General features: G+C 69.5%; 19 protein-coding genes. 14 read left to right on the plus strand and 5 right to left on the minus strand.

Features of this window, described 5'->3' with window-relative positions:
- The first annotated feature begins 291 nt into the window (after positions 1-291).
- The gene (locus ACH4TV_RS40540) at positions 292-3,075 is read left to right on the plus strand and encodes an ATP-binding protein (RefSeq protein ID WP_398406363.1); all 2,784 of its coding nucleotides are present in this window, start codon (positions 292-294) and stop codon (positions 3,073-3,075) included.
- Positions 3,076-3,122: 47 nt separating this feature from the next.
- On the opposite strand, the gene ACH4TV_RS40545 is transcribed toward ACH4TV_RS40540, so the two are convergent.
- The 4 genes from ACH4TV_RS40545 to ACH4TV_RS40560 all read right to left on the minus strand — a co-directional run bounded on the left by ACH4TV_RS40545 (position 3,123) and on the right by ACH4TV_RS40560 (position 8,128).
- On the minus strand, positions 3,123-4,043 hold the full coding sequence (locus ACH4TV_RS40545) for an alpha/beta hydrolase (protein WP_398406364.1): 921 nt from the start codon (positions 4,041-4,043) through the stop codon (positions 3,123-3,125).
- Between the two features lie 185 nt (positions 4,044-4,228).
- Positions 4,229-5,185: an alpha/beta hydrolase gene (locus tag ACH4TV_RS40550; RefSeq protein ID WP_398406365.1), complete on the minus strand. Its 957-nt coding sequence runs from the start codon at positions 5,183-5,185 to the stop codon at positions 4,229-4,231.
- A 139-nt stretch (positions 5,186-5,324) separates the two neighbouring features.
- Positions 5,325-6,350, minus strand: a complete 1,026-nt coding sequence (locus ACH4TV_RS40555; RefSeq protein ID WP_398406366.1) for an NADPH:quinone reductase — start codon at positions 6,348-6,350, stop codon at positions 5,325-5,327.
- Positions 6,351-6,382: 32 nt separating this feature from the next.
- Positions 6,383-8,128: a CocE/NonD family hydrolase gene (locus tag ACH4TV_RS40560; RefSeq protein WP_398406367.1), complete on the minus strand. Its 1,746-nt coding sequence runs from the start codon at positions 8,126-8,128 to the stop codon at positions 6,383-6,385.
- Positions 8,129-8,349: 221 nt separating this feature from the next.
- Between ACH4TV_RS40560 and ACH4TV_RS40565 the strand changes: the two genes are divergently transcribed.
- The 3 genes from ACH4TV_RS40565 (at position 8,350) to ACH4TV_RS40575 (ending at position 11,860) form a co-directional block, all read left to right on the plus strand.
- Complete coding sequence (locus ACH4TV_RS40565; RefSeq protein WP_398406368.1) at positions 8,350-9,540, plus strand: FAD-dependent monooxygenase; 1,191 nt, start codon at positions 8,350-8,352, stop codon at positions 9,538-9,540.
- A 16-nt stretch (positions 9,541-9,556) separates the two neighbouring features.
- Entirely contained in the window at positions 9,557-9,988 is a 432-nt protein-coding gene (locus ACH4TV_RS40570) for a hypothetical protein (RefSeq protein WP_398406369.1), read from the plus strand.
- Positions 9,989-10,096: 108 nt separating this feature from the next.
- Entirely contained in the window at positions 10,097-11,860 is a 1,764-nt protein-coding gene (locus ACH4TV_RS40575) for a helix-turn-helix domain-containing protein (RefSeq protein ID WP_398406370.1), read from the plus strand.
- A gap of 22 nt (positions 11,861-11,882) precedes the next feature.
- Here ACH4TV_RS40575 and ACH4TV_RS40580 read toward each other — a convergent pair whose 3' ends face one another.
- Positions 11,883-12,428: a MarR family winged helix-turn-helix transcriptional regulator gene (locus tag ACH4TV_RS40580; protein WP_398406371.1), complete on the minus strand. Its 546-nt coding sequence runs from the start codon at positions 12,426-12,428 to the stop codon at positions 11,883-11,885.
- 246 nt (positions 12,429-12,674) lie between these two features.
- Here ACH4TV_RS40580 and ACH4TV_RS40585 point away from each other — a divergent pair, with 246 nt between their 5' ends.
- The 10 genes from ACH4TV_RS40585 (at position 12,675) to ACH4TV_RS40630 (ending at position 25,816) form a co-directional block, all read left to right on the plus strand.
- Positions 12,675-13,178 carry a flavin reductase family protein gene (locus tag ACH4TV_RS40585; protein ID WP_398406372.1) on the plus strand — a complete coding sequence of 168 codons (504 nt, stop codon included), beginning with the start codon at positions 12,675-12,677 and terminating at the stop codon, positions 13,176-13,178.
- A 65-nt stretch (positions 13,179-13,243) separates the two neighbouring features.
- Positions 13,244-14,710, plus strand: a complete 1,467-nt coding sequence (gene hpaB, locus ACH4TV_RS40590) for a 4-hydroxyphenylacetate 3-monooxygenase, oxygenase component (RefSeq protein WP_398406373.1) — start codon at positions 13,244-13,246, stop codon at positions 14,708-14,710.
- Entirely contained in the window at positions 14,710-16,155 is a 1,446-nt protein-coding gene (locus tag ACH4TV_RS40595; protein WP_398406374.1) for a fumarylacetoacetate hydrolase family protein, read from the plus strand. The genes hpaB and ACH4TV_RS40595 overlap by 1 nt, the downstream gene beginning before the upstream one ends.
- Positions 16,152-17,084 (plus strand): 4-hydroxy-tetrahydrodipicolinate synthase, encoded by a 933-nt coding sequence (gene dapA, locus ACH4TV_RS40600; RefSeq protein ID WP_398406375.1) that lies wholly within the window; start codon positions 16,152-16,154, stop codon positions 17,082-17,084. The genes ACH4TV_RS40595 and dapA overlap by 4 nt, the downstream gene beginning before the upstream one ends.
- A complete protein-coding gene (hpaE, locus tag ACH4TV_RS40605) occupies positions 17,081-18,589 on the plus strand; it encodes a 5-carboxymethyl-2-hydroxymuconate semialdehyde dehydrogenase (protein WP_398406376.1) in 1,509 nt (502 codons plus the stop codon). The genes dapA and hpaE overlap by 4 nt, the downstream gene beginning before the upstream one ends.
- Positions 18,586-19,590, plus strand: coding sequence for a 3,4-dihydroxyphenylacetate 2,3-dioxygenase (gene hpaD, locus ACH4TV_RS40610; protein ID WP_398406377.1), 1,005 nt, complete (start codon positions 18,586-18,588; stop codon positions 19,588-19,590). The genes hpaE and hpaD overlap by 4 nt, the downstream gene beginning before the upstream one ends.
- Positions 19,591-19,786: 196 nt before the next feature.
- Positions 19,787-20,755 (plus strand): helix-turn-helix domain-containing protein, encoded by a 969-nt coding sequence (locus ACH4TV_RS40615; protein ID WP_398406378.1) that lies wholly within the window; start codon positions 19,787-19,789, stop codon positions 20,753-20,755.
- 490 nt (positions 20,756-21,245) lie between these two features.
- Positions 21,246-22,574 (plus strand): MFS transporter, encoded by a 1,329-nt coding sequence (locus ACH4TV_RS40620; protein ID WP_398406379.1) that lies wholly within the window; start codon positions 21,246-21,248, stop codon positions 22,572-22,574.
- 276 nt (positions 22,575-22,850) lie between these two features.
- Positions 22,851-24,383, plus strand: coding sequence for a GMC family oxidoreductase (locus tag ACH4TV_RS40625; RefSeq protein ID WP_398406380.1), 1,533 nt, complete (start codon positions 22,851-22,853; stop codon positions 24,381-24,383).
- On the plus strand, positions 24,380-25,816 hold the full coding sequence (locus tag ACH4TV_RS40630; protein ID WP_398406381.1) for an aldehyde dehydrogenase family protein: 1,437 nt from the start codon (positions 24,380-24,382) through the stop codon (positions 25,814-25,816). Before ACH4TV_RS40625 ends, ACH4TV_RS40630 begins: the two co-directional genes overlap by 4 nt.
- Positions 25,817-25,926 lie beyond the last annotated feature (110 nt).

Below are 25,926 nucleotides of genomic sequence, written 5' to 3' on the forward strand. Positions count from 1 at the left end.
CGTGTTCGTGGGGGCACCCTGCTGCTTGCCGAGGGGCGGGTGGGGCGATGCGGCGTGACGGGCTGAGCCACTGTCCTGCCGACGCTCCCGACTCCGGATCGCCGTCACCATGCCTTCCCCCTGCGGTGGGGCGCGAGTGCACTCATCACGCCCGACGCTACGAAGGAAGCGAGGAAAACGGATCCGTCACCGTGTCCGTCACCGCGTCCGTCAAGATTTTGTGTGGAGTCGTTGAACCCAGGTGGCCGGCAGTGGATCCGGGCGACCGCAACCCATTAAGCTTTCAAGCAAATGGACCTGTACGGACGGCGCCAGGAACAGGCAGCCCTTGACCGGATCCTTGATGGCGCCCGTCAGGGATCCGGCGCGACCATGATGTTGTGGGGTGACCCCGGCATCGGCAAGACCGCCCTGCTCGAATACGTGGCCGAGTCGGCCGCCGCGGACTTCACCGTGCTGAGCTGTCGCGGTGCTCGTCTCGAGTCGGAGCTGGCCTTCGCCGCTCTGCACGAATTGCTGTGGCCAGTGACGGACCGGATCCGTACGCTCCCGGAGCCGCAGGCCAAGGCCCTGAACGGGGCTCTCGGGATGAGCGGCGACGCGGCGGACCGGTTTCTGATCGGCGTGGCCGTGCTGACGCTCCTCGGCGAACTGGCCAGGGAACGGCCGGTGCTCGTCGTCGCCGACGACGCCCAGTGGCTGGACGAGCCATCAGCACAGTGCCTGACTTTCGTTGCCCGCCGACTGCGCAACGAGCCTGTGGTCATGCTCCTCACCGGGCACGACGATCCCGGCGACGGGCCCTGGGAGAAACTGGCGGCCATGGAGGTCCGGGAGCTGGGCGACGAGGATGCCCGGCTCCTCGCCCGTGCCGTCGCTCCGCACGCGGACGAGGCGGTGATCCGCCACACGGTCTGTGCGGCGGCCGGAAATCCCCTCGCACTCCAGGAGCTGACCACGTCCGTGGCAGCCGGCGACATCTCGACGCACCCTCTCGCCGATGAGCCGATCGCCGTCGGGCCACGCCTGCGCCGCGCCTTCCGCGCCCGGATCGAGCGGCTGTCCGCGCCCGCCCGCACCGCGCTCCTCCTCACCGCCGCCGAGGACCGCGGCGATGGCAACAGCGTGCGCCAGGCCGGTGGTGTGCTCGGCCTCGACGCAGCCGCGTGGGACGAAGCGCTGCACTCGGGCCTGCTCACCACGCACTCGGACGGGCGGATCCGCTTCCGCCACCAGTTGATGGGAGCGGTGGTCTACGAGGAGGCACCGGCCGCGGACCGCCAAGCCGTTCACCATGCGCTCGCCTCCGTGCTGACCGGTGAGAACGCCGACGAGCTGCGCCCCTGGCACCTCGCCGCAGCCGTGGAAGCCGCGGGCCGACCCGACGAGGAGGTGGCCCGGCTGCTGGAGGAGTCGGCCCACCGTTCCTGGGCGCGCGGTGGTTGTGGCACTGCGGCCCGTGCCCTGCGGCGGGCGGCGAAGCTGTCCCCCTCCACGGACGACGCGGCCAGACGGCTGGCGCACGGAGCGAGGGCGGCCTGGGAGGCAGGCCACGTCGACGTCGCGCGGGGGATGCTGGAGCGGGCCGAAAGGTTTTCCTCCGCGTCCACGGTCGCGGATCTCAGCGAGGGGCTGCGCGGGCTGATCGAGTTCGCGCACGGCGATCTGGAGACCGCCTGCCGGCAGCTGATCCGGGACATGGAGCGGGTGGCCGATCCCGGGCAGGCATTCAAGCTCGGCAGCATGGCGCTGCGGGCGGCCTGGGCGGCAAGTGAGGGCGCGCTGCAGCGCGAGGCGCTCCAGCGGCTCGAACGGCGGCTCCCGCAACGGGACTTCCCGAACGCCGATCTGTTGCCGTTGCTGCGCGCATGGTGGACGGAGGACCGGGGCGACGGCGCCGACGACCGCGAGCAGTACGACCATGTGATGGCACCCAGCGCTGAAATCCTCACCCGACTCAGCGGCAGTTCCTGGCTTGTGATGCCACCGTCACCGCTGGCGGTGGCCTGGGGCATCGAGTCCGCCCTGGGGGAGGCTCTCCGCCACGAGACCCACACGCTGCGGCACACGGACCAGGTCACCGCCCTGACCCAGACGCTGGCCCAGACCGTGGCGCTCGACATCGCGCAGGGCTCCTGGACCTCGGCCGAGGCGAACGCCCTTGAGGGGCTCCACGTGGCCGAGGGGACCGGCGACGACCACTTGGCGGCGCAGTGCCTCGCCGGTATCGGATGGCTGGCAGCCGCGCGAGGCGATGAGCAGACCGTCGCGGAACACACCGCCCGGTTCAACGAGGTATGGGTGCCGCGTGGAGTGCGCGTCTTCAGCGCCTGCGCGGAATGGAACCACGGCATGTCGGCGCTCTTCGCCGGCCGGGCCGAGGAGTCGCTGGACCGCCTGGTCCGGCTGAGCGAGCCCGGACACTACGCGGTGAACGCCACCGTCGCGGTGCTCGCCGCGCCGGACACCGCCGAGGCCGCCCTCCAGGCCGGACAGCGGGCGACGGCCGAGGAACAGGCGCGGCTGCTGCGGCGGTGGGCCGAGCGGACCGACGCGGCGTGGGCGGTCTCCGCGACCCACCTGGTCCATGCCCTGCTGGCATCGGGAGCGGATGCGGAAAAGCAGTTCCGGCTCGCGTTGGATGTCCCCGGAGCCGCGTCCCGTCCCTTCAACCACGCCCGCACACGCCTGCTGTACGGCGAGTGGCTGCGCCGGGCCGGCCGCCGTACCGACGCCCGGACACAGCTGGCCGAATCCGCGGAAACCTTCCGGCGACTCGACGCGGCGCCCCTGCTCGCCCGTACCCAGGCCGAACAGGAGCTGGCCGGGCAGCAACCGCGCCGCGACTCGGCACCGGCGGCCCGGGACACCGCAGCCATCCTCACGGCACAGGAGTCGAGAGTCGCGCGGCTGGCCGCGCAGGGGCTCACCAACCGGGAGATCGGGGCCCAGCTGCTGATCAGCCCTCGTACGGTGGGCCATCACCTGGCCAACGTGTTCCCCAAGCTCGGCATCGTCTCGCGCGCCGACCTCGCGCGCATCGACTTCGAGGACGGGTTGCACCTGATCGGCTGACCAGCGGTCTGCCGTCGCTTTTGGTCATGGACCGACGCAGGTCGGTCTCACAGTGCGCCCTTCAGCGCCTGTGCCTGCCGGCGCCAGAAGTCCCGCGAGACCTCGGCCTTGGCGAACAGCACGTCGAAGCCGTGGAAAGCGCCGGGGACGATGTGGAGTTGGCAGGGGACGCCGCCGGCATTCAGCCGGCGCGCGTACTCGACGTCCTCGTCGTGGAAGAGATCGAGGGTGCCGACGCCGATCCAGGCGGGCGGGAGGCCGGTGAGGTCCTCGCGGCGTGCCGCGGCGGCGTACGGGGAGACGTTGGGGCCCGCGACGGATTCGCCGAGGTAGGACGACCAGCCGTAGCGGTTGCTCTTGGGTGTCCAGACGCGCACCTTGAGGGTGTCCAGGTCGGTTCTCGTCGTCGTGCGGTCGTCCAGCATGGGATAGATGAGCAGCTGGAACGCCGGGCGGATCTCGCCCCGGTCATGGGCGAGCAGGGCGAGGGCGGCGGCGAGTCCGCCCCCGGCGCTGGCACCGCCGATCGCGATGCGGTCGACGTCGATGTGCAGGTCGCCCGCGCGCTCGACGAGGCCGCGCAGCCCGGCGTAGGCGTCCTCGACCGCGGCGGGCGCGGGATGGTCGGGACCCAGCCGGTAGCGGACCGCGGCGACTGTGATGCCGAGCTCACGGACGAAGGCGATGTTCGTACGGTCGTCCTGCTCGGGCGCACCGAAGATCAGCCCGCCTCCGTGGATCCAGAGCAGCGCCCCAGCCGCTTCCTTCAAACCGGCCGGCTGGAACACACGGAGCGACACGGACGGCGCGCCCTCCGTGCCGGGCACGGTGATCTCCTGGACCGTGACGCCCGGCCCCGGATCGGTCGGACGCCACTTCACTTTCCGCACGAGGCGCGACGTCAGCCGCCCGTAGGACACGTTGGGGATGAAGCGACCTCGTGCGAGATCGGGGTGGAAGACGCTCATCGGGTCCTCGCGCTTTCCCCCGACCACCCGGCGGGTGGCCGGAGTCGAGAGTGGGGACGGTTGTGAGGCCTGTGCACCGGAGCCTACGGGGCAAGGCCGGCGCACAGCTACACGAAACCCTCATGTAATAGACCAGGCCAGACTAAACCTGACCAGGCCGGGCAGCGAGACGTCGCTGCCACCACTCAGTGCGTGCCCTTGCCCAGATGGGTCTCGAACCAACGGGCCGCGGCATCGGTGACAACATCCCGGGAAAGGTGAGGCCAGTACACCCCGTAGTGCCCCCCGGAGATCATCATCAGCTCCTTGGGTTCGAGCGCCGCGTCATACGCTTCCAGAGCGAGCGAGGGCGGAGTGGTCTGGTCGTCCCCGGCGACGACCATCATCAGAGGCGTCGGGCTGATGCGGCGCATGAACGGACGCACGTCGTACGCCAGCGCCCGTCCCGTCGATCGGATGGTCACGCTGTTGATCCATCCCTCGGAGGGCCCTTGGGGACCACCCACGAGGTACTCGTAGTCCGCCTGATCCTCGAAGAGGACAGTCTGGTCGGCCGGGTCGGTCGGCATCCGCACCAGCTGGATACGGCCGGGCTCCTCCCCCTTGAGCCGTCCTTGCCTGTCCTTGTCCATGTTGTCGTTGATCGCGGCGAGCGCGCCTTCGCCGTTTCCCAGGACGAACTGGTCGTACCCGGAGATGAAGGGCACCTGGCTGACGACAGCTTTCACCCGGCGGTCCATGGCGGCCACGACGAGCACGTTCGCCCCGCTGTAGCTGGAGCCCCACAGGCCGATGCGGTCGCTGTCGAGCGCCGGATGCTGCTCCACGAAGGACAGGGCCATCTGCATGTCCCGGTCCTGCGCGACAGGATCGACGTCCTGGCGCGGCTCCCCGTCGCTGCTGCCGCACGTCCGCTGGTCGTACAGCAGGACTCCGAACCCCCGGGCGACGAAGGCGTCGGCGACAGTTTCGAGGCGGGTGATCGACGAGGAGAATCCGGGGGTCATCACGATGGCGGGATGCGGGCCCTCGGAGTCCGGGGTCATCACCCAGCCACGCAGCACGACCCCGTTGTCGGCGCGGAACTCGATGTCTTCCTTCACCGACGTGGCCTCAGCCACATCCTGGTTCTTCAGGCTCATTTCTTCATCCCTCCGGTATGACGATTGTCGGCAGCTCGGGCGAGCGCCGATGTGTTGGGCGGGCGGCCCCGGCCGGTTCGGGCAGGGACGTCACGCGGACAGGTCACAAGTCGCCGGTCGCCGGTCGCCGGTCACACGGTCACAGGTCAAGGAGAACTTTTCCGACGATTCCGGACTCCACTGCCCTGTGGGCATCCGCGATTCGCTCCAGCGGATAGTGGTGGACGGGCAGCCCTCTGGCTTCACCCACGCCGATCACCCCGGCGGCCAGGGCCCTGTCGATGGCTGCGACGGCGTTGTCGAGAACGGCGTCGGTCATCTTGTACAGCAGGACGAAGTGCCAGGTGACGCTCTGGTTCATCTGGGATCGGACCGGCATGGTGACGTCGTCGCCGCCGTTGTTGGCGTAGACGACGATCAGCCCGTGCGGCGCGAGGACCGCGAGGTCCAGGCCGACGTTGGTGGACGGCGACACCTCGACGACGATGTCCACCCCGCCCGGCGCGAGTCGCCGGATCTCGGCGGCTGCGTCCTGCGTCCGGTAGTTCACCACCATCGGGGCGCCGGCGGCCTTCGCGAGGCGGGCCTTGGCTGCACTGCTGACGGTCGTGATCACGGTCGCACCGGCCCACGTCGCCAGCTGGATCGCGGCATTCCCGACGGCGCCGGCTCCCCCCGCGACCAGCACGGTGACCCCTTCGAGCGCCCCCGGTGCGAGCTGAGTGGGGCCCCCGGCACGGAGTGTCAGCGCGTGATGGGCGGTGATGAAGGGGACCCCGAGGCCGGCACCCAACTCCAGGGAGGCCGTGTCGGGCAGCGGGCGGACCAGTCGGGCCGGAACCGTGGCGTATTCCTGCGCGGTCCCCTCCAGTCGCTTGAAGGCGACGAGCCACAACCACACCCGGTCCCCGGGTACGAGGTGCTCGGCCCCCGGGCCGACGGCGTCCACGATCCCCGAGCCGTCGAGGTGCGGAACCTGGACCTGCCCGTCCGGAATCGGCATGTGGATGCCGCCGATGCGGGTCTTCCAGTCGGTCGGGTTGACGCCCGAGTAGTGGACCCTCACCCGGACCTCACCTGCGCCCGGATCCCGTAGGGGGAGGTCGACGATGCGGAGCACGTCGTGGCCTCCGGTGGCTGCGTAACCTGCGGCTCTGATCTTCATCACTCCTTTTTCCAAGTCCTCTTCGCGGGGACTCAAGTCCTTGTCGCGGGGACTACCGGGAGGCGCAGAAAGGATGTGTGCTTGCCTCCCAGATGAATCGAAGTGCGTCCACTGAAGACGGACGCCGGACGATCCGACGGATCGTTGTGCAGGAACGGTCCCGAACCCTGCATCGCATTCTTGAAGTTGGAGAGTCGAGTCTCCGGCGCCGAGTCGTAAACCCAGTCGGAGCCCCGCAGGGTCAGGCTGAGACGCCAGCCCGGCGGCAGGACCACACTGGTGGGCCACAGTTCGACATCGAGCTGGTAGATCTCGTAGGGAACGACCTCGATTGCCCGCTCATGTGAATGGAACGGCCGGTGCGGCGTACTGAGGCGCTCATCGGCCTCCCGGTGCGACATGCGCAACCACCCCTTCGTCACCGCGCTGAAGGGGTCGATAGCACCTTGGAACACGTGCTCGTTCCCAGCCGGGTCGAAGGCGCGCAGCACTGCGAAGATGTCCGCGTCCGTGGAGGTGGTGGAGACGAAGAGCCGACAGGAAACCGGTCCCGTGATCTCGGTGGCCTCCTCCATCGGTTCGGTGGTCCAGGAGATGCCTTCGCCATTTACGTCAAAGGAAACGACCGATTCTGTGGCGGCACCGGGGTGCATTCGATCGATGTCCAGCTGCAGATCGGTCCAGACCGTCCCGGGAACCGGCCATGCGTCTTCGTGTCGCACCTCCGTCGTTCCATCGACGTGCCGGACCTTCATCTGAATGCGGGGCTGTTCGTCCCAGCCGTTGTCCTCACCCTTGAGGAAGTGATCGAAGAAACGGCGCTGGAGGTCCACCCCGTAGTCGGTGTAGAACTCCACCCAGTGTTCACCGTCATGGATCTCAAGCCATTTCTGCGTCGAGGACGCCCTGCAAAAGCCTTCGATGTTGCCGCGAAGGTGCAGTCCCTGCCCGCCCCAGTTGCCGGCCGACAACAGCGGCACCTCGACTTGGGACAGATCGGTCTGGCGGTCACGGTAGGCGGCGACGAACTCGTTGTCGCGGTGGAACTTCGGCAGGTCGGCGCGGTTCGCGGCGAGTTCGGATTCGCTCAGCGTCCGGTCGCCGCAGACCAGTTCACCGGTTGCGGCGCTCCGCGGTCCCGCCTCCCCCAGTCCGTGCTGGACCGACAGCACCTGCATCTCGTACCAGTTCAGCAGCATCATGCTCAGGACGCCGCCATGGCGTGCGGCCTCCCTGTAGAAGTCGGAGGCGCCCTCCCATACGCAGATCGCCGCGAGAGACTCCGGCTTCAGCGCGGCCACCCGCCACTGGTTCATCCCGTAATAGGAGATTCCGTTCAGGCCGACCTTGCCGTTGCTCCACTCCTGCCGGCCCGCCCATTCGATGCTTTCGCGAAAGTCCTCGTCCTCTCGCGCGGAAAACGGATCCAGAAAGCCGGGCGACCGGCCGGCGCCACGGGAGTCCACGCGAACGATGACATAGCCATGGGGAACCCATTTCTCCGGGTCCGCCACCTCCCAGCACTGGTGGACGTTGGTCGACCCCGTCACCGTGTCCGGATGTTCCTCGGACATCTTCTTCCATGCCGTCGGATATCCGTCGGCGAACGCCAGCCCTTTCCCATAGGGCCCGTAGGTCATGAGCGCTGGATGTGCCAAGCCGTCATCGGGACGGAAGACGTCAGCGCGCAGAACGATGCCATCGTCCATTTCGATCGGCACGTCTCGTTCGACAAGCATCGTCTTCGCCACCTCTTCTGCCATCAGGAACTCGCTCACATCGTCGACACGCTCAAGACATCTCCGCGGCGAATTCCGCCGCAGACCGAGGTCAGACCAGAATGCCTCGGGGAACGACCCGGCGACATGTGCTCACTCACACTGTGGGCGGCGTGTGATGTGTCCCTGAACATGGAATCGGTCGCGCCGTCCTCCGAGACTGAATGCCTGAGGCATCGAGCAGGTGCGCCGATGTCTTCCGCAACCGGGGAGGTCGACGCATGCGTGAATCCGAGTCCCGTCAGGCAGTCGTCGTCGGGGGATCGATCGGCGGTCTCACCACCGCGCTGCTGCTGCGCGACCTCGGCTGGGACGTCGACGTCTTCGAGCGGTCGACCCGCGACGACGCCCGCGGCGGCGGCATCGTGCTGCAGCCGGACACGGTCCGCTGGTTCACCGAACGCAGTACGCAGGCGCTGGAGAGCCTCACCACCTCGACACATCTCGTCCAGTACCTGGGCAGCGACAATCACGTGGCCCACCGCGAGCACGCCCAGTGGTCCTACAGCTCGTGGGCGACCCTCTACTCGGCGCTGCTGAGGGATTTCGGGGCCGATCGTTACCGGCGCGGACACCGTGCCGTGGCGGTCACACAGGGCGCGTCGACTGCGACCGTCGAGTTCGACAACGGCAGCTTCGCAACCGGCGACCTCGTGGTGTTCGCCGACGGGGTGAACTCGGTGGGCCGGCAGTACGTCTCACCGAACACACCCGTCCGGTACTCCGGCTATGTCGGGTGGCGCGGTCTCGTGCCGGAGCGTCTGTTGAGCAGCGAGACGAGTGCGGTGCTCGAGAACTCCGTCACCTACGCACTGATGCCGGACTCGCACATCGTGATGTATCCCGTACCCGGCCCGCTAGAAGACGGCGTGACCGAGAGGCTGATGAACTTCGTCTGGTATCGCAACGTTCCGGCGGGACACCGACTCGATCAGTTCGTCGGGGGTGCGTCCGACGGGGTTCTGTCATTGCCTCCGGACCAGGTTCCGCACATCGAGGTCGAACGGATGCGGACCGACGCGGCTCGCGACCTGCCCCCCGCAGCAGCCGAGGTCGTGTCGCGCTGCGACGCTCCCTACGTCCAGGTCGTCAGTGACATTCGCGCCGCACAGATGGTCCGAGGCCGGGTCGCGATACTCGGCGACGCCGCATGCGCCGCACGCCCGCACGCGGCGGCCGGCACCGCCAAGGCCGCTGCCGACGCGTGGAGTCTGGCCTCGGCGATCGAGGCGATCGAAAAGACGGGCGGCAGCCTGGACCAGGCCCTTCAGGTCTGGGAGCCGGTCCAACTCGCCCTGAGCGCTCAGCTCGAGTCGCGCGTCCAGGCCATGGGCGAGCGTTCACAGTTCGACAACTCCTGGCGCCCGGAGGATCCCGAACTCCGGTTCGGCCTCTATGGGCCCGGCGTCTGACGGAGAGGGAAGAAGCATGATGAGCAGCCTTGATCTGCCCCTGGCAGGCGAACTGATCGGCAGCGATTTCGCCGGCTGGACCGATGAGCTGGTCGACGAATTCCGCGTTCACGCGCAGGACGGACATGTGGGTTCGCGTCTCCTCAGCGAGGACTCCCGTGTCCGGGTCTGGGAGATTCGGCTGGCGCCCGGCGAACGATGGCACGCTCATCGCCACGTGCTCGATTACTTCTGGACAGCTGTCGTGCCCGGCCGCAGCATTCAGCACACGCACGACGGCACGACACGCGCCGTGGAGTACGAAGCAGGCGAAACGCGTCATTTCCGATTCGCGCGCGGCGAGTTTCTGCTCCATGACATCGAAAACGCGGGTGAAGCCGATCTCGTATTCACGACTGTCGAACATCTCGACAGCGAGAACCCACCCCTGCCGATCGAGTCCGACTGAGCACACCCTCCAGCCCGGCGACCTGGGGTTTCTGCCATACCCTTGAACCGGGATCACGGGTATGACAGTCACCTGCGGCTCGTCAGGCTCCAGGCTGGAGGGCACCTCTTGAGCAAGCCGATGCCCCGCGAAGTGACGCCGACCACTGTGTGGATCGCGGCGCTCGAACTGCTGGCCCGTCAGGCCGGGGCGGGGAGTTCGGCCGAAGACCTGCACCAGAGGCTGGTCGCGGTCGGTCGCCAGCTCACCGGATTCGACTTCTGCGCGGTGCTTCTCCCCGACGAGTCGAGAACCCAGCTGCTCATCCGTGCCTGGGCGGGCCTGGACACCTTCTACGTCGAGCAGATCAACTCCCGGAACCCGTTGACGCTCGGCAGCACCGCGAGACAGTCACCCTCCAGCAGGGCGTACACCTCCGGCGTTTCCGTCTGGGTGTCCGACATCACGCAGCATGCCGACTTCACCCAGTGGTCCGGTCCGGCGAGGGCGCAGGGTTATCGGACACTGCTGGCTGTGCCGCTGCGAGCGGGTGACCAGATCGTCGGGACCTTCAACTGCTACAACAGAGAGGTCATCGCCCCGGATCCCCAGCTTCGCCACCTGGTCGAGGCCCTGACGGACTTCGCGAGCGCGGCCCTCGAAATCACGCGGCTCCGCCAGACGGAGACCGGCCGGGTGAATCAGCTCGAGGATCTCAACAAGGAACTACGCGACCGCCAGGCGCGGGACGAGCGCTCCCAGGAGTTGCATCGTCGCCTGACCGACGTGGCGCTCACCAACTCGGATCTCGCCCACCTCGCACAGGAGTCGGCGCAGATGGTGGGCGCCGGATTCCTGAGGATCGTCGACGACTCAGGATTCGTCCTGGCGCAGGCGGGCTCCGACCCGGTCGACGACCTGACGCCGGACGACTCGGACCCGTACTCGAACTCGAACTCGGCGGTGGTTCTCCTGCACGGCGAGGTGGCCGCACGTATCGAGGCCTTCGGCGCGACCCTCGACCCCGACATGGCAGCCCGCGCACTGGAGCACGCGGCGACCGTCTGCGCGCTCCTGCTGCTGCGCGACCGGACAGCGGCCGAATCCGAAGCCCGGTTCAGGGACGATCTGATCGGAGATCTCTGTTCCGGCGACCCCGAGCGGCGCGCTGCGGCCCGGCAGCGCGCACTGCGAGCGAACCTGCTCGTCGACGAGGTTCAGGTGGTCGTGATGAAGGATCACGGCGAAGGCAGTGCCGCGAAGGTCGACAACTCGCCGCTCGGACGCCGGATGCGATCCGTTTCGAGCCGACGGCCCCGCCTTGTGTGCGGCCGGCTCGGCGACTACTGGGTCGCTCTCTGGCCGAACGACGAAGGCACGGACGACATTGCTGCCACCCTCACGCACGGCGCGACCGGCTCCCAGGCGCACGCGGTGGTGGCTCCGGCCGGCGGTTCGGAAGACCTGGCCAGGGTGTTCCGGCTGGCACGAGGCGCGCTTGAACTCGGCGGTCCCCAGGCTCCGTTGGTTCGCACCGTCGAGGACCTGGGGGTGATGGGCCTGCTGCTTCAGCTGGAGGACCACAGGGCCGTCGCGAGCTTCAGTGATCGCGTGCTGGGCGCCCTGCGCCAGAGCGATCTCAAGCGCTCGACGGACCTGATCCTCACCCTGCGAACCTACTTGGCCAACGACTGCCGCGCCGATGTGTCCGCTCAGGAGCTCTTCGTGCACAAGAACACGATCTCCCAGCGGCTTCGGCGCATCGAGAAGCTGACGGGCCTGTCTCTCGCAAGTCCTTCGGACGTCCTGCAGTTCAGTGCCGCCTTGGCGGCCGACGACATCCGGACGGCAGCGGCCCCTACGGCATCGGCCCCTTCGACAACCGACCGTTAGCCCGTCGCCCTGGGAAAGGGCCTCAGGTCCGGTGCCGGACGTCGAAGTGCGCGGAGTGCGCGGTCAGCTTGCCGAGCAACTCGATGAGGGTCTGCTGCTCGTCCTCGCTGAGGGCGCCCGCCCACTCCTGTTCCCGTGCGTTGTGTGCCTGGAAGGCAGTGGTGATCGCCTGCACGCCGGCCTCGGTGAGGCCGAGCTGGACCGCGCGCCCGTCGTAGGAGGCGCGCTCCTTGCTCACCAGGCCGTCCCGTTCCAGCGTGTTCACCAGCGCCGACACGGCGGCCCGGCTCATGCCGGACAGCTCCGCGACCTTCTTCGACTCGACCGGGCCCGACAGCCAGATGGCGAACAGCACCCGGAAGCCGGGCCATGACCAGCCGCGAGGCCGGTGCACGGCGGATTCGAGGTCGTAGACGAGCATGTTGGCCGCGCGGTGGAGGGTGAGCACCAGCCGCATGGCGAGCGGATCGATGCCGGGGAGTTCCCGCGACGTCCGGTCGACGGCGTGGTCGATGAACGACCAGAAGTGCAGGTGGTCGGCGTCCAGCGGTTCCGGTTCCTGGGTCACAGTCGGAGTGTAGGTCGGGGTCCAGGCAGGTCGGCCAAGTAGGTCGGTCAGGTTTCCGGACCGTGAAAAACCTTCGCCCGAGGGCTTCCCCAGAGGTGCCGACGGGAGTACGGTCCCCAATTAATCAAAGCATTGATTACATGCTCTGAGTATCAGTCGTCCCGCTTTGTCCCCTGGGTCCGCCGAGGGGGCAGGTCTCCTCCCGGCCGTGCGTCGCGATGTGCGATCGATCCCAAGGAGCCTCGTATGCCCGAAGCATTCGCTCCCCCCAGTCCCGGCGCGCTGCGTGCCTGCATGTCCCGTTTCGCCACCGGCGTCACGGTGGTGTCGTACGCCACCGACAGCGGTCCGCGGGGCGCCACCATGAACTCCTTCACGTCTGTGTCCGCCGAGCCGCCGCTCGTGCTGGTCAGCGTCGCCCGCCGGGCCCGCTGCCACGACCAGCTGGCCGACGGGCCCTTCTGCGTGAACATTCTCGGCGCCGAACAGGAGCCGTTGGCCCGGCTGTTCGCGGGGGCCCCGAGCACCGTGGAGCCCCGCTGGGCGGAGGGCGCGCGCGTCCCCCGGCTGGCCGACCCGCTCGCCTGGGTGGAGTGCGAGCCCTGGCGTACGTACGACGGCGGCGACCACACCCTGGTCGTCGGCCGCGTCACCGACCTCGGTCACCGCGACGGCGACGCCCTGACCTACGCCTGGAGCCGTTTCGCGTCCACGACCGAGTCGACCGACGGCATCGAGCACCTCTTCTGAAGCTCTCCTCCGCCCGGCCCGCTCCCCCCTCCCTCGAACCCCACCGCACTCCCAGGAGAACCACCATGGCCGCACGCACCGGCAAGGAATTCCTCGAACGCCTCTCCCAGTCCCGTCCCACCGTGCACATCCAGGGCGAGACGCTCACCGGAGGAATCCAGGAACACCCCGCTTTCCGCAACGTGGTGCGGACCTACGCCGAGCTGTACGACCTCCAGCACAGCGACGCACACAAGGACGTCCTCACGTACGCGTCCCCCACCTCCGGTGAGCCGGTCGGCACGTCCTTCCTCACCCCGCGCACCCCCGACGATCTCGTCAAGCGCCGTCAGGCGTTCAAGGTGTGGGCCGACCACAGCAACGGCATGCTGGGCCGCACCGGCGACTACATGAACAGCTCCCTGATGGCCCTCGCCTCGGCCGCCGACTGGTTCGCCCAGGCCAATCCCGCCTTCGGCGAGAACATCCGCCGCTACTACGAGAAGGCCCGCGAAGAGGATCTGCTGTGTACGCACACGCTGATCCCACCGCAGGTCAACCGGGCCGTGGCGGGCACCCAGCAGGCGGGCGGCAAGCTCGCGGCACGCATCGTCAAGGAGGACGACAACGGCGTGGTGATCCGCGGGGCGCGGATGCTCGCCACCATCGCCCCCTTCGCCGACGAGATGCTCGTCTTCCCCTCGACCGTCCTTCGCGGCACCCCCGAGGACAAGCCGTACTCGTACGCCTTCGCCATCCCCAACGACACCCCCGGCCTGCGCTACATCGCCCGCGAGCCCCTCGACTACGACCGCCCGCGCCACGACCACCCCCTCGCCTCCCGCTTCGAGGAATCGGACTGCGTCGTCGTCTTCGACGACGTGCACGTGCCCTTCGAGCGCTGCTTCGCCCTCGGTGACGCCGAGCTGTGCAACGGCTTCTACTCCCAGACGGCCTCCGTGGTGCACATGACCCACCAGGTCGTCACCCGCACCACCGCCAAGACCGAGTACATCCTCGGGCTGGTGACCCTGCTCACCGAGGCCATCGGCATCGAGCAGTTCCAGCACGTCCAGGAGGACATCGCCGAGATCATCACCACCCTGGAGACGCTGCGCGCCTTCCTGCGCGCGGCGGAAGCGGACGCCGAGATCAACGAGTACGGGGTGCTGACCCCGGCCTGGGCCCCCCTCAACGCCGCCCGCAACCTCTACCCCAAGCTCTACCAGCGCTTCCCGCAGATCCTGCGCAAGCTCGGCGCCTCCGGCCTGATGGCCACCCCGACCGAACTCGACATCACCGGCCCGGCGGCCGCCGACATCGAGGCCTACCTCCAGTCGGCCACCCTCACCGGCGCCGAGCGCGTGAAGCTGTTCCGTCTCGTCTGGGACACCTGCATCTCCGCCTTCTCCAGCCGGCAGGCCCTGTACGAGTACTACTTCTTCGGCGACCCGGTCCGGATGGCGGGCGCGTACGTGAAGTCGTACGACCGCGACCCGTACAAGGCGAAGGTCCAGGGCTTCTTGGATCAGCACGGCCTGGAGCGCTCCTGATGACGCACCCCCTGGGGAACCCCCCGTCGAAGATCATCGCCGTCCATCTCAACTACCCCAGCCGGGCCAAGGAGCGCGGCCGGATCCCGGCCCAGCCCTCCTACTTCCTCAAGCCCCCCTCGTCGCTGGCAGGCACCCAGGAGGCCATCGTCCGCCCGGACGGGTGTGAACTCCTGGGCTTCGAGGGCGAGATCGCCCTGGTCGTCGGCAGCCGCGCCCAGCGGGTGCGGCCGGAGGACGGCTGGTCCCACGTGCGGTGGGTGACCGCCGCGAACGACGCCGGCGTGTACGACCTGCGGTATGCCGACCGCGGCTCCAACCTCCGCTCCAAGGGCGCCGACGGCTTCACCCCGCTCGGGCCGCGACTGCTGGACGCCCGCCAACTCGACCCGGACGCACTGCGGTTGCGTACCTGGGTCAACGGCGAACTCGTGCAGGACGACACCACCGACACGCTCCTCTTCCCCTTCGGACAGCTCGTCGCCGACCTGTCGAGACTGGTCACGCTGGAGCCCGGGGACGTCATCCTTACCGGGACTCCGGCCGGCGCTTCCGTCGTCTCCCCCGGCGACACGGTGGAGGTCGAGGTCACCGGCGGCGGGCAGTCCACCGGGCGGCTGCGCAACCCCATTGCCTCCGGGCCCGCCCTGGAGACGTACGGGGCGATGCCGAGGACGGATGCGGCCGAACGCGAGGCCGCTCACGGAGCCGCGTACACCCCCGAGCCCCTGCTCGACGAACGCATCGAGGACGGCCTGCGGTCGGTCGCGGTCGCCACCCTCAGCGCACAGTTGCGGGGGCGCGGACTGCCGCACATGTCCATCGACGGGGTACGTCCCACCCGGCCGGACACGAAGATGGTCGGCGTCGCCCACACGCTGCGCTACCTGCCCCTGCGCGAGGACCTGTTCAAGCGGTACGGCAACGGCATGAACGCCCAGAAGCGGGCCATCGAGCAGCTGCGGCCCGGCCATGTGCTGGTCATGGACGCCCGCCGGGACACCTCCGCCGGCACCATCGGCGACATCCTCGCCCTGCGCGCCCAGCAGCGCGGCGCCGCCGGCGTGGTCACCGACGGAGGGCTGCGCGACAGCGGCGCAGTCACCGAACTGGGGCTGCCCGTCTACCACGGCGGAGCCCACCCCTCCGTCCTCGGCCGCCGCCATGTGCCGTGGGACACGGGAGTCCCGATCGCCTGCGGCGGAGCCCTCGTGCAGCCCGGCGACCTGCTGGTGGGAGACGCGGACGGCGTGGTCGTCGTACCGCCCGAGCTGGCCGAGGACCTGATCACCGACTGCCGGGAGCAGGAAGAGAAGGAGCGCTTCATCACCGAACAGGTGCGCGCCGGGCACGACATCGACGGCCTGTATCCCCTCGGGCCCGACTGGCACGAGACGTACGAGCGGTGGCGCAAGCAGCGCAGCACGCAAGGAGAGCACTCATGAAGTTCCGCAGCGACCCGTCCACCATCCGCGGCTCCATCGCTCCCACCATCACCCCGTTCACCTCGGACGGAGCCGTCGACCACGACAGCCTGCGCGCGCTGATCCGCTTCCAGTTGGAGTCCGGCTCGCACGGCATCTCGCTGGGCGGCTCCACCGGCGAGCCCAGCTCGCAGAGCGTGGCCGAGCGGATCGCGGGGATGCGGACGGCGGTCGAGGAGATCGGCGACCGCGTGCCGTTCCTGCCCGGGACCGGCTCCCACAAGATCGACGAGACCCTCGAACTCACCGCCGCCGCAGCGGAGTTGGGCGCGGATGCCGCGCTCGTCATCACGCCGTACTACGCGCGCCCCACGCAGGAGGCGCTGTACCAGTGGTACGCCACGGTGGCCCGGGAGTTCCCGGACCTGCCGATCGTCGCCTACAACGTGCCCTCGCGCACGGCCGTCGACATCGCTCCCGAGACGGTGAAGCGGCTGTTCACCGACTTCGAGAACTTCGTCGGGGTGAAGGAGACCACGAAGGACTTCGAGCACTTCTCGCGCGTCCTGCACGCCTGCGGGCGCTCACTGCTGGTGTGGTCCGGCATCGAGCTGCTGTGCCTGCCGCTGCTGGCGCTCGGCGGAGCCGGATTCGTCTCCGCCGTCGCCAATCTCGCGCCCGGTGCGGTGGCACGGATGTACGAGCTGTGGGAGGCGGGCGATTTCGACGGTGCCCGCGACATCCACTACCGCCTGCACCCGCTCGTCGACCTCCTGTTCGTCGAGACGAACCCGGCGCCGGCGAAGTGGGTGCTGCACCAGCAGGGACGTATCGCGTCACCCCATGTCCGCCCGCCGCTGATCACCCCCACCGACGCGGGCCTGTCGAAGATCCGCGCGCTGCTCCGCGAGGGCGGAGACCTCACCCAGCAGATCGGAGCCGCGCAGTGAGCACCACCCCTGAGCACCTTCCCACCACCCCTGAGCACCTTCCCTCCGTGATCCGGCACTGGATCGGCGGCGAGCTGGTGGACGCGGCCGACAGCCGCACGTTCGACGTCGCCGACCCGGTCTCCAACACGGCCTACGCACAGGCCGCGCGTGGCTCCGCGGCCGACGTGGACCGGGCGGTGACGGCTGCCCGGGGCGCGTTCACGGAGTGGGCCGGGCTGTCCAACCGGGCCCGCGCGGGGGTCCTGTACCGGATCGCCGACGCCGTCGAGGCCCGTCATGACCGGCTCGCCGCCTTCGAGTCGTACGACTCCGGGCTGCCCATCACGCAGGCCCGCGGCCAGGCGCGCCGGGCCGCCGAGAACTTCCGCTACTTCGCGGATGTCATCGTGGCCCTCGGCGAGGAGGCGTTCCGGCAGGGCGACGACCAGTTCAGCTATGTGGTGCGCACCCCGGTCGGGGTCGCCGGGCTGATCACTCCCTGGAACACCCCTTTCATGCTGGAGAGTTGGAAGCTGGCCCCCGCGCTGGCGTCCGGCTGCACGCTGATCCTCAAGCCGGCCGAGTGGACCCCTTTGTCGGCATCCCTGTGGCCGGAGATCTTCGACGAGGCAGGCGTGCCCGCCGGCGTGGTCAACATCGTCCACGGCATCGGCGAGGAGGCCGGTCAGGCCCTCGTCGACCATCCGGACGTGCCGCTGATCTCCTTCACCGGCTCCTCCGACACGGGCCGGCACATCATCCGCTCCTCCGCCGAGCACCTGAAGACGGTGTCGATGGAGCTGGGCGGCAAGTCCCCGGTCGTCGTCTTTGCCGACGCCGACCTCGAAGCCGCCCTGGACTCGGTCGTGTTCGGCGTGTTCTCCCTCAACGGCGAGCGCTGCACGGCCGGTTCACGGGTCCTCGTCGAGCGCCCGCTGTACGAGGAGTTCACCCGGCGACTGGCGGAGCGGGCCGCCGACGTACGCGTCGGGCTCCCTTCCGACCCGGCCACGGAGGTCGGCGCGCTGGTCCACCCCGAGCACTACGAACGCGTCCTGAACTACGTCGAGATCGGCAAGAAGGAGGCCCGCCTCGTCGCCGGCGGCACCCGCCCCGCCCACCTCGCCGACGGCAACTACCTCCAGCCCACCGTCTTCGCCGACGTCGAACGCGACGCCCGTATCTTCCAGGAGGAGATCTTCGGCCCGGTCGTGGCCGTCGCTCCCTTCGACGACGAGACCGAGGCCGTGGACCTCGCGAACGCCACGCAGTTCGGTCTGGCCGCCTACGTCTGGACCTCGGACCTCAAGCGCGGCCACCGCATCGCGCACGCGGTCGAGTCCGGCATGGTCTGGATCAACTCCCACAACGTCCGTGACCTGCGCACCCCCTTCGGCGGGGTCAAGGCCTCCGGCGTCGGCCGCGAGGGCGGCGCGCACAGCATCGACTTCTACACCGAATCGAAGATCGTCCACGTTGCCCTCGCCGAGGTGCACACCCCCCGCTTCGGAGCCACCTCATGACCACCTCCCACGCCCCCGACGTCGTCCGCTCCGCCTACGCCCAGCTCGCCGTCACCGACCTCGGCGCCGCCCGCTGGTTCTGGGTCGACATGCTCGGCTTCCACATCCAGTACGAGGACGCCGAGTCGCTGTACCTGCGCGGCACCGACGAACTCACCCACCACTCGCTGGTGCTGCGCAAGGGCGACCTGGCGGCCCTCGACCACATCTCCTATCGCGTCCGTACCCCCGAGGACGTCGACAAGGCGGAGAAGTTCTTCGCCGACCTCGGCCGTCCCGTCCGGCGCGTGAAGAAGGGCGAGGGAACACACGGCATCGGCGACGCGGTCCGCGTCATCGACCCGCTCGGCTTTCCCGTGGAGTTCTTCTACGAGATCGACCGCGCCGAGCGCCTCATCCAGCGCTACGACCTCCGCCACGGCGCCGAGATCGCCCGCCTGGACCACTTCAACATCTGCACCCCCGACATCCCGGCCGCCTACGCCCACTACCGGTCCCTCGGCTTCGGCTGCTCGGAGACCATCGAGGGTGACGAGCACGAGCTGTACGCGGCCTGGATGTACCGCAAGCAGACCGTCCACGACGTCGCCTTCACGGGGGGTGCCGGGCCGCGCCTGCACCACGTCGGGGTGGCGACCCACGAGTCCCACCAGGTACTGCGCGCGGCCGACCTCTTCGGCTCGCTGCACAAAGAGCACCACATCGAACGCGGCCCCGGCCGGCACGGCGTCTCCAACGCCTTCTACCTCTACCTCCGCGACCCCGACGGCCACCGCGTGGAGATCTACACCTCCGACTACTACACCGGCGACCCCGACCACGAGACGTACCGCTGGAACGTCCGCGACGACCGCCGCCGCGACTTCTGGGGCAACGCCGTCATCGAGTCCTGGTACAAGGAGGCCGTCCCTGTCCTCGACCTGGACGGGCGTCCGCAGCCGGTGACCGACACCGTCCTCGACGAGTCCGCGGTCCAGGTGGGTGCGGACGGCCTCGGCTGATGCCACGGGGGGACCGGGAGGTGCTCCGCGCCCTTCCGGGCCCCCTACACCGCACCCTCGACAGACACGGAACCTGGGACCTTCCCATTCACCTCATTCATCGCACTTCATGAAAACCGGATACAGCGGTTAGTATCCGGCGGCACGCCTACCTGACGGCTTGCCGAAGGGCCCTCAGAGGAGACCCATGCCCTCGATGACGACTCCGTCGGACGACACCTCCGCAGGACGCTTCGAGTTCTGGCGGGAAGCGGTCGGCCGGAGTTTCGTGCCGCTGGAAGCGCTGCCGCGCGAGGTTCCCGACTTCCGCGCCTCCCTGCACACCGCCCAGCTCGGCGCGGTGCAGGTGTCGGTCGTGGCCGCGGATCCGCACGGCGTCGCCCACACCCGTAGGCACATCGCCTCCGACCCGGCCGATTTCGTCAAGGTGAGCCTTCAGCTGGCCGGGCGGTGCATGCTGACCCAGGCGGACCGCCAGGCCCTGCTGGAGCCGGGCGAGCTGGCCGTCTACGACACCCGGCACCCGTACACACTCGACTTCGACCAGCCGTACCGCACCCTCGTGCTGATGTTCCCGAGGGTCCTGCTCCGGCTGCCCGAGCGCGACCTGACCCGCATGATCGCCACCACCGTGTCGTGCGGCGACGGACTGGGGCCCGTGGTGCACCCGTTCCTGTGCGGACTGGCCGGGCAGGTGCGGCAGCTGGACGCTCTCGGCACGCAGCGGCTCGCGGACAGCGTGGTCGACCTGGTCGGCGCGATGCTCTCGGAGCGGTGCGCCGCGCACGTGACGCCGGCGGACGACGGGCGGGAGCTGCTGGCCCAGCGGATCCTCACGTACATGGAGCAGCGGCTGTCCGAGCCGGGGCTCGGCCCCGACCGGATCGCGGCCGCCCACCACATCTCGCGGCGCTTCCTCTACAAGCTGCTGGCCGAGCGGGGGTACACGGTCTCGGGCTGGCTCCGGGAGCGTCGCCTCGCCGAGTGCCTGCGCGACCTCGCGGACCCCGCGCTCGCCCATACGCCCGTCGCCGCCGTCGGAAACCGCTGGGGCTTCCCCGACCCCGCCCACTTCAGCCACGCTTTCAGGAGCGCCTACGGCATGAGCCCGTCGGAGGCACGCTCGCAGGCACGCGGGGGCGGGCGCACGGCGCTGGGCGCATAAGCGCTCCGCTGGAAGGACGGTGATGAACCCGCGGGCCGGTGGGGGCTGGTCGCGCAGTTCCCCGCGCCCCTTACGGGGGCGCGGTACCGCACCAGACTTCACCAAGGCCGCTCAGCGAGCGCTCAGCGGCGGTCATGCGGTCTCGCCGCCCTTTCGCCTCCCGCCGTCGTACGTCCCGACCACGGCGGCGCCGATCGTGCCCGCCCCCGCAAGGGCCGGTGCACCATCACGCAAGCCGGAGTGGGCCGCCGGGGTGCACCCTCCGGTCGTGAGAGAGAGCCGCACACTCCTCACGGGCCCGCCTCGCGGGCGCCGGTGAGCGGCTTACGCAGGAACATCCACGGACACAGGATCGGGCTGACGTCCCGGCCACCCCCCAAGGCCGAAGCGCATCACCGCGCTGATCGACAGCCCCGCCCTGTCCCTTCTCCCCACGGCGCTTTCCCTTCCTGCCTCTCCGGCTCCCGCTCATCCGACGAATGAGGCATTCATGCTGAGAAAGCGATCCGCCGCGCCCCCTCCGCTCAGTGGCGCCGACCCCGACGCCCGCCGCTACGAGAACAAGCTGCTCGTCATCCTCTTCCTGGGCTTCGGCCTCGTCTTCTTCGACCGGCAGGCACTTCTCTTCCTCGTCCCCTTCATCAACGAGGACATCCCCCTCTCGAACACCGCCCTGGGCACGCTCTCCGGAGTCCTCGCCCTGACCTGGGCCCTGTCCGGAATGATCTCCGGACGCCTGTCCGACCGGCTCGGCCGTCGTAAGCCCGTGATCATCATCGCGGTGGTGCTCTTCTCCTGCCTCTCGGCGTCGAGCGGGCTGGTCACCGGATTCGCCGCACTGTTGGCAGCCAGGGCGCTGATGGGGCTGGCGGAAGGTGCCGTACTGCCGGCGTCGCAGTCCCTGATGGTGGAAGCGTCACAGGAGCACCGGCGCGGGCTGAACATGGGCCTGCTGCAGGGGTCCTCGGCCGGGCTGCTGGGCGGCATCCTCTGCCCGCTCGCGGTGGTGTGGATCGCCACGCAGTACAGCTGGCGACTGGCGTTCGTCATCACCATCGTCCCGGGCCTGCTGCTCGCCCTGTGGATCTGGCGGTCGGTACGGGAGGAGCCGCCGGGTGGCTGTGTGATGACGGAGCCCGTGACGGAATCCGTGGATGCCTCGGCCAAGCCGAGCATCGGCAGCATCCTCCGGCAGCGCAACATCATCCTCTGCGTGCTGATCGCCTGCGCGTACATGACCTGGTTCTTCGTCATCATCACGTTCGCGCCTGTCTACATGACCTCGGTCAAGGGCTTCTCACCCGCGACGATGAGCGGCGTCGTGACCTGCCTCGGGGTGGCCTGGGTCGTGTGGGGCTTCGTCACACCGGGGATCTCGGACCGGTTCGGCCGCAAGAACACACTGATCGTCTTCACTGTGATGGCCGCGTTCTGCCCCCTGGCCGTGGTGTATGTGAGCAGCCCTGTGGTGCTCGGCGCAGTGGTCGTGCTCACGTACACGGGTCTCGGCTGCTTCACCCTGTTCATGGCGACCATCCCCGCGGAGACCGTCCCCCGCGGCGCGCTGGCGACCGCCCTGGGCCTGGTCATGGGCATCGGTGAGCTCGCCGGCGGTTTCCTCGCTCCGGTGATCGCCGGGTGGGCCTCCGACAACTGGGGGCTCGAGACGGCCATGTACATCTCGGCGGCGGGTGCCGCGGTGGTCGTCCTGCTCGCGCTCGGGCTGAAGGAGACGGCTCCCGCCGTCCTGCGCAGGAAGAACGCGGCGGCGGTCCGCGCCGGCGCCACGGAGCCGACCACGAGCGCCGCCGTCTCCTGACTGGGCCCCTTTGCCACGACCCCCGCGACGGCCAGGACCACAGAGGTGGTCCTGGCCGTCGCGTGCTGCCCGGGGACGAGCCGGGCGCCCGCGCGGTCCGGGGCCCGGGGCCCGGTCACCCAAGCAGCTGCCGGGCCACCCATCGGCCGGTAAGGGCAAAGCGCGACCGGTCAGGGGGCCGTCCCGACCCGCACTCCAGCCGTTCGTGCCCGCCCCCGCAAGAGACGGTGCACCGCCGCACAAGCCGGTGGCCCGTCCGTCTGTGAGCCTCCCGGCATGCGAGCAACACACACCGTTTACGACCACATCGTGGTGGGCGCCGGATCCGCGGGCTGTGCGCTCGCGCGCAGACTCGTGGACGCCGGCCGGACCGTCCTGCTGATCGAGATGGGCGACCGGGACGACAACCCGGCCATCCACGACCCGGGGCGCCTGTGGGAACTGTGGGACTCCCCGCAGGACCACGCGTACACCACCGAACCCCAGCGGCACGCCTCCGGAACCCAGGTGTTCTGGCCGCGCGGCAAGGTCCTCGGCGGCTCCAGCGCACTGAACGGCATGATCTACGTCCGCGGCAACCGGGCCGACTACGACAGCTGGGCCTACCAGGGAGCCGCGGGCTGGTCGTACGACGAGGTGCTGCCGTACTTCAAGCGCTCGGAGGACTTCGAGGACGGCGCGTCGGACTACCACGGCGCCGGCGGCCCGCTGCCCGTCAGCCGGAACCACTCCCCCAACCCGGTCACCACCGCCTTCATCGAGGCCTGCCAGGACTACGGGATCGCGTACAACGACGACTGCAACGGCCCCGACCAGCTCGGCGTGAACCTGATCCACCGCAACATCCGCGACGGCAAGCGGGTCAGCGCGTGGACCGCCTTCATGGAGCCGGTGCTCGACAGCACGCTGCTGACGGTGATGACCGGCACGGCGGTCACGCGCGTCCTGGTGGACGGTGGCCGGGCGCGGGGCGTCGAGCTGCTGCGCGAAGGCCGTACGACGGAGGTCAGCTGCGAAGGGGACGTGATCCTTTCCGGCGGCACCATCGGCTCGGCCCAGCTGCTCCTGCTCAGCGGTGTCGGGCCGGCGGACGAGCTGCGTGCCCTGGGGATCGAGTCGACCGCGGACCTGCCGGGAGTGGGCGCGAACCTGCACGACCACACCCTCGCCCCGGTGGTGTGGGAGTCGGCCCGGCCGGTGCCGCAGGGCACGGCCAACAAACTGGAGGCCCACTACTTCGCCAAGTCCGACCCGGCGCTGGCCGTGCCGGACCTGCAGCCGCTGATGTCACACCTGCCCCTGCCGGTGCCCGACATGAACGTCCCCGAGGAGGGCCACGGCTTCTCGGTCCTCGCCGGGACGATCCGTCCGCTCAGCCGGGGCCGCCTGTGGCTGCGCTCGGCCGACCCCACGCAGGCTCCCGCCCTGGACCCCGGCTACTTCTCCGAGCCGTCGGACCTCGACTCCATGGTGCGGGCCGTGCAGCAGGTGCGGGAGATCGGCCAGGAGAAGTCGCTGGGCGACTGGCGGGCCCGCGAGGTCGCACCCGGACCGTACGTGCGTACGGACGTGGAGATCGCCGCGTACATCAAGCGGACCCTCCTCAGCTATCACCACCAGGTGGGCACCTGCCGTATGGGCATCGACCGTATGGCGGTCGTCGACCCGCAGCTGCGCGTCCACGGCGTGGCCGGGCTGCGCGTCGCGGACGCCTCCGTCATGCCCTCCGTCACCTCCGGCAACACCCACGCACCTGCCGTCATGATCGGCGAGCGCTGCGCCGACCTCATCCTGGGAGCACAGCTGTGACCAACACCCTTTTCATCGGCGGCGAATGGCAGGCCGCGTCCTCCGGAGCGGAGTTCGAGACCCTGGACCCGGCGACGGGCAGCCCGCACGCCACCGTGTCCGACGCCGGAGCAGCGGACGCCGACGCGGCCGTACGGGCCGCCCGCGCCGCCCTCGAGAACCCGGAGTGGGCGGGACTCACCCCGGCCGCGCGCGCCCGGATCCTGTGGCGCATCGGCGACCTCATAGAGGAACACGCCGAGGAACTGGCCGAGTTGGAGACGCGCGACCAGGGCCAGCCGCTCGGCATCTCCATGGCGGTCAGCGTCGCCACCGCCGCCGAGCACTTCCGCCACTACGCGGGCTGGGTCACCAAGATCTACGGCGAGACGGCGCCCCTCTCCATCCCCGGCGTGCTGCAGTACACCAAGCGCGAGCCGGTGGGAGTGTGCGCGCTGATCACCCCGTGGAACTTCCCGCTCATGATCGCGAGTTGGAAGATCGCACCGGCCCTCGCCTGCGGGAACACCGTGATCGTCAAACCCGCGGAACAGACCCCGATGACCACCGTGCGGCTCGTCGAGCTGTGCCGGGCGGCCGGTGTGCCGGACGGCGTCGTCAACCTGCTGACCGGTGGTCCGGAGGCCGGCCGGGCCCTCGTCGAGCACCCCGGCGTGGACAAGGTCTCCTTCACCGGTTCGACCGAGACCGGCAGGGACATCGTCCGGGCCTCCGCGGGCAACCTCAAGCGGGTCTCGCTCGAACTCGGCGGCAAGGCACCGAGCCTCGTCCTGCCCGACGCCGACCTGGACGCGGCCGTGGCGGGCTGTCTTCAGGGCGCGCTCCTCAACAGCGGCCAGGTGTGCGCCGCCTACACGAGGTTCCTCGTCCACCGCTCCCTCGCCGACGAGTTCGCCGAGCGCTGCGCCAAGGCCGTCGGCGGGATGCGACTCGGCGCGGGCAGCGCGCCCGGCACCGAGCTCGGCCCCCTGGTCACCGGCGAACACCGTGACCACGTCCACGCACTCGTGCGCAGCGGGGTCGAGGAAGGCGCCCAGCTGCTCGCCGGCGGGGCCCCCGTCGACGATCTGCCGGGCTTCTTCTACCGGCCGACCGTGTTCACGGGCGTACGGGACGACATGCGCATCGCCCGCGAGGAGATCTTCGGCCCGGTGCTGTCGATCCTGCCGTACGACGAGGAGGACGAGGCCGTCGCCCGTGCCAACGACAGCGAGTACGGCCTGGCGGCGGCCGTATGGACCCGCGACGTGGGCGCGGCGCACCGTGTGGCGGGCTCCGTCCGCGCGGGCACGGTGTTCATCAACATGCCCAACCCGGTGGACGCCGCCGCCCCCTGGGGCGGGTACAAGGCCAGCGGCTGGGGCCGGGAGATGGGCAGCGGAGCGATCGACGCGTACACGGAGGTCAAGAGCGTGTGGACCTCGCTCGCCTGAGGTGCGGTACGTCGCGGACAGGCAGCTCTCGCAGGTTCGGACCGCACGACGAACCTTCGGACGATGCGCGGCCTGTCCGTCCGGACGCCCGGATGCCTGGGCGTCCGGAC

This window comes from Streptomyces sp. NPDC020898, assembly GCF_044333925.1.
In the GTDB taxonomy this organism is placed as follows: domain Bacteria; phylum Actinomycetota; class Actinomycetes; order Streptomycetales; family Streptomycetaceae; genus Streptomyces.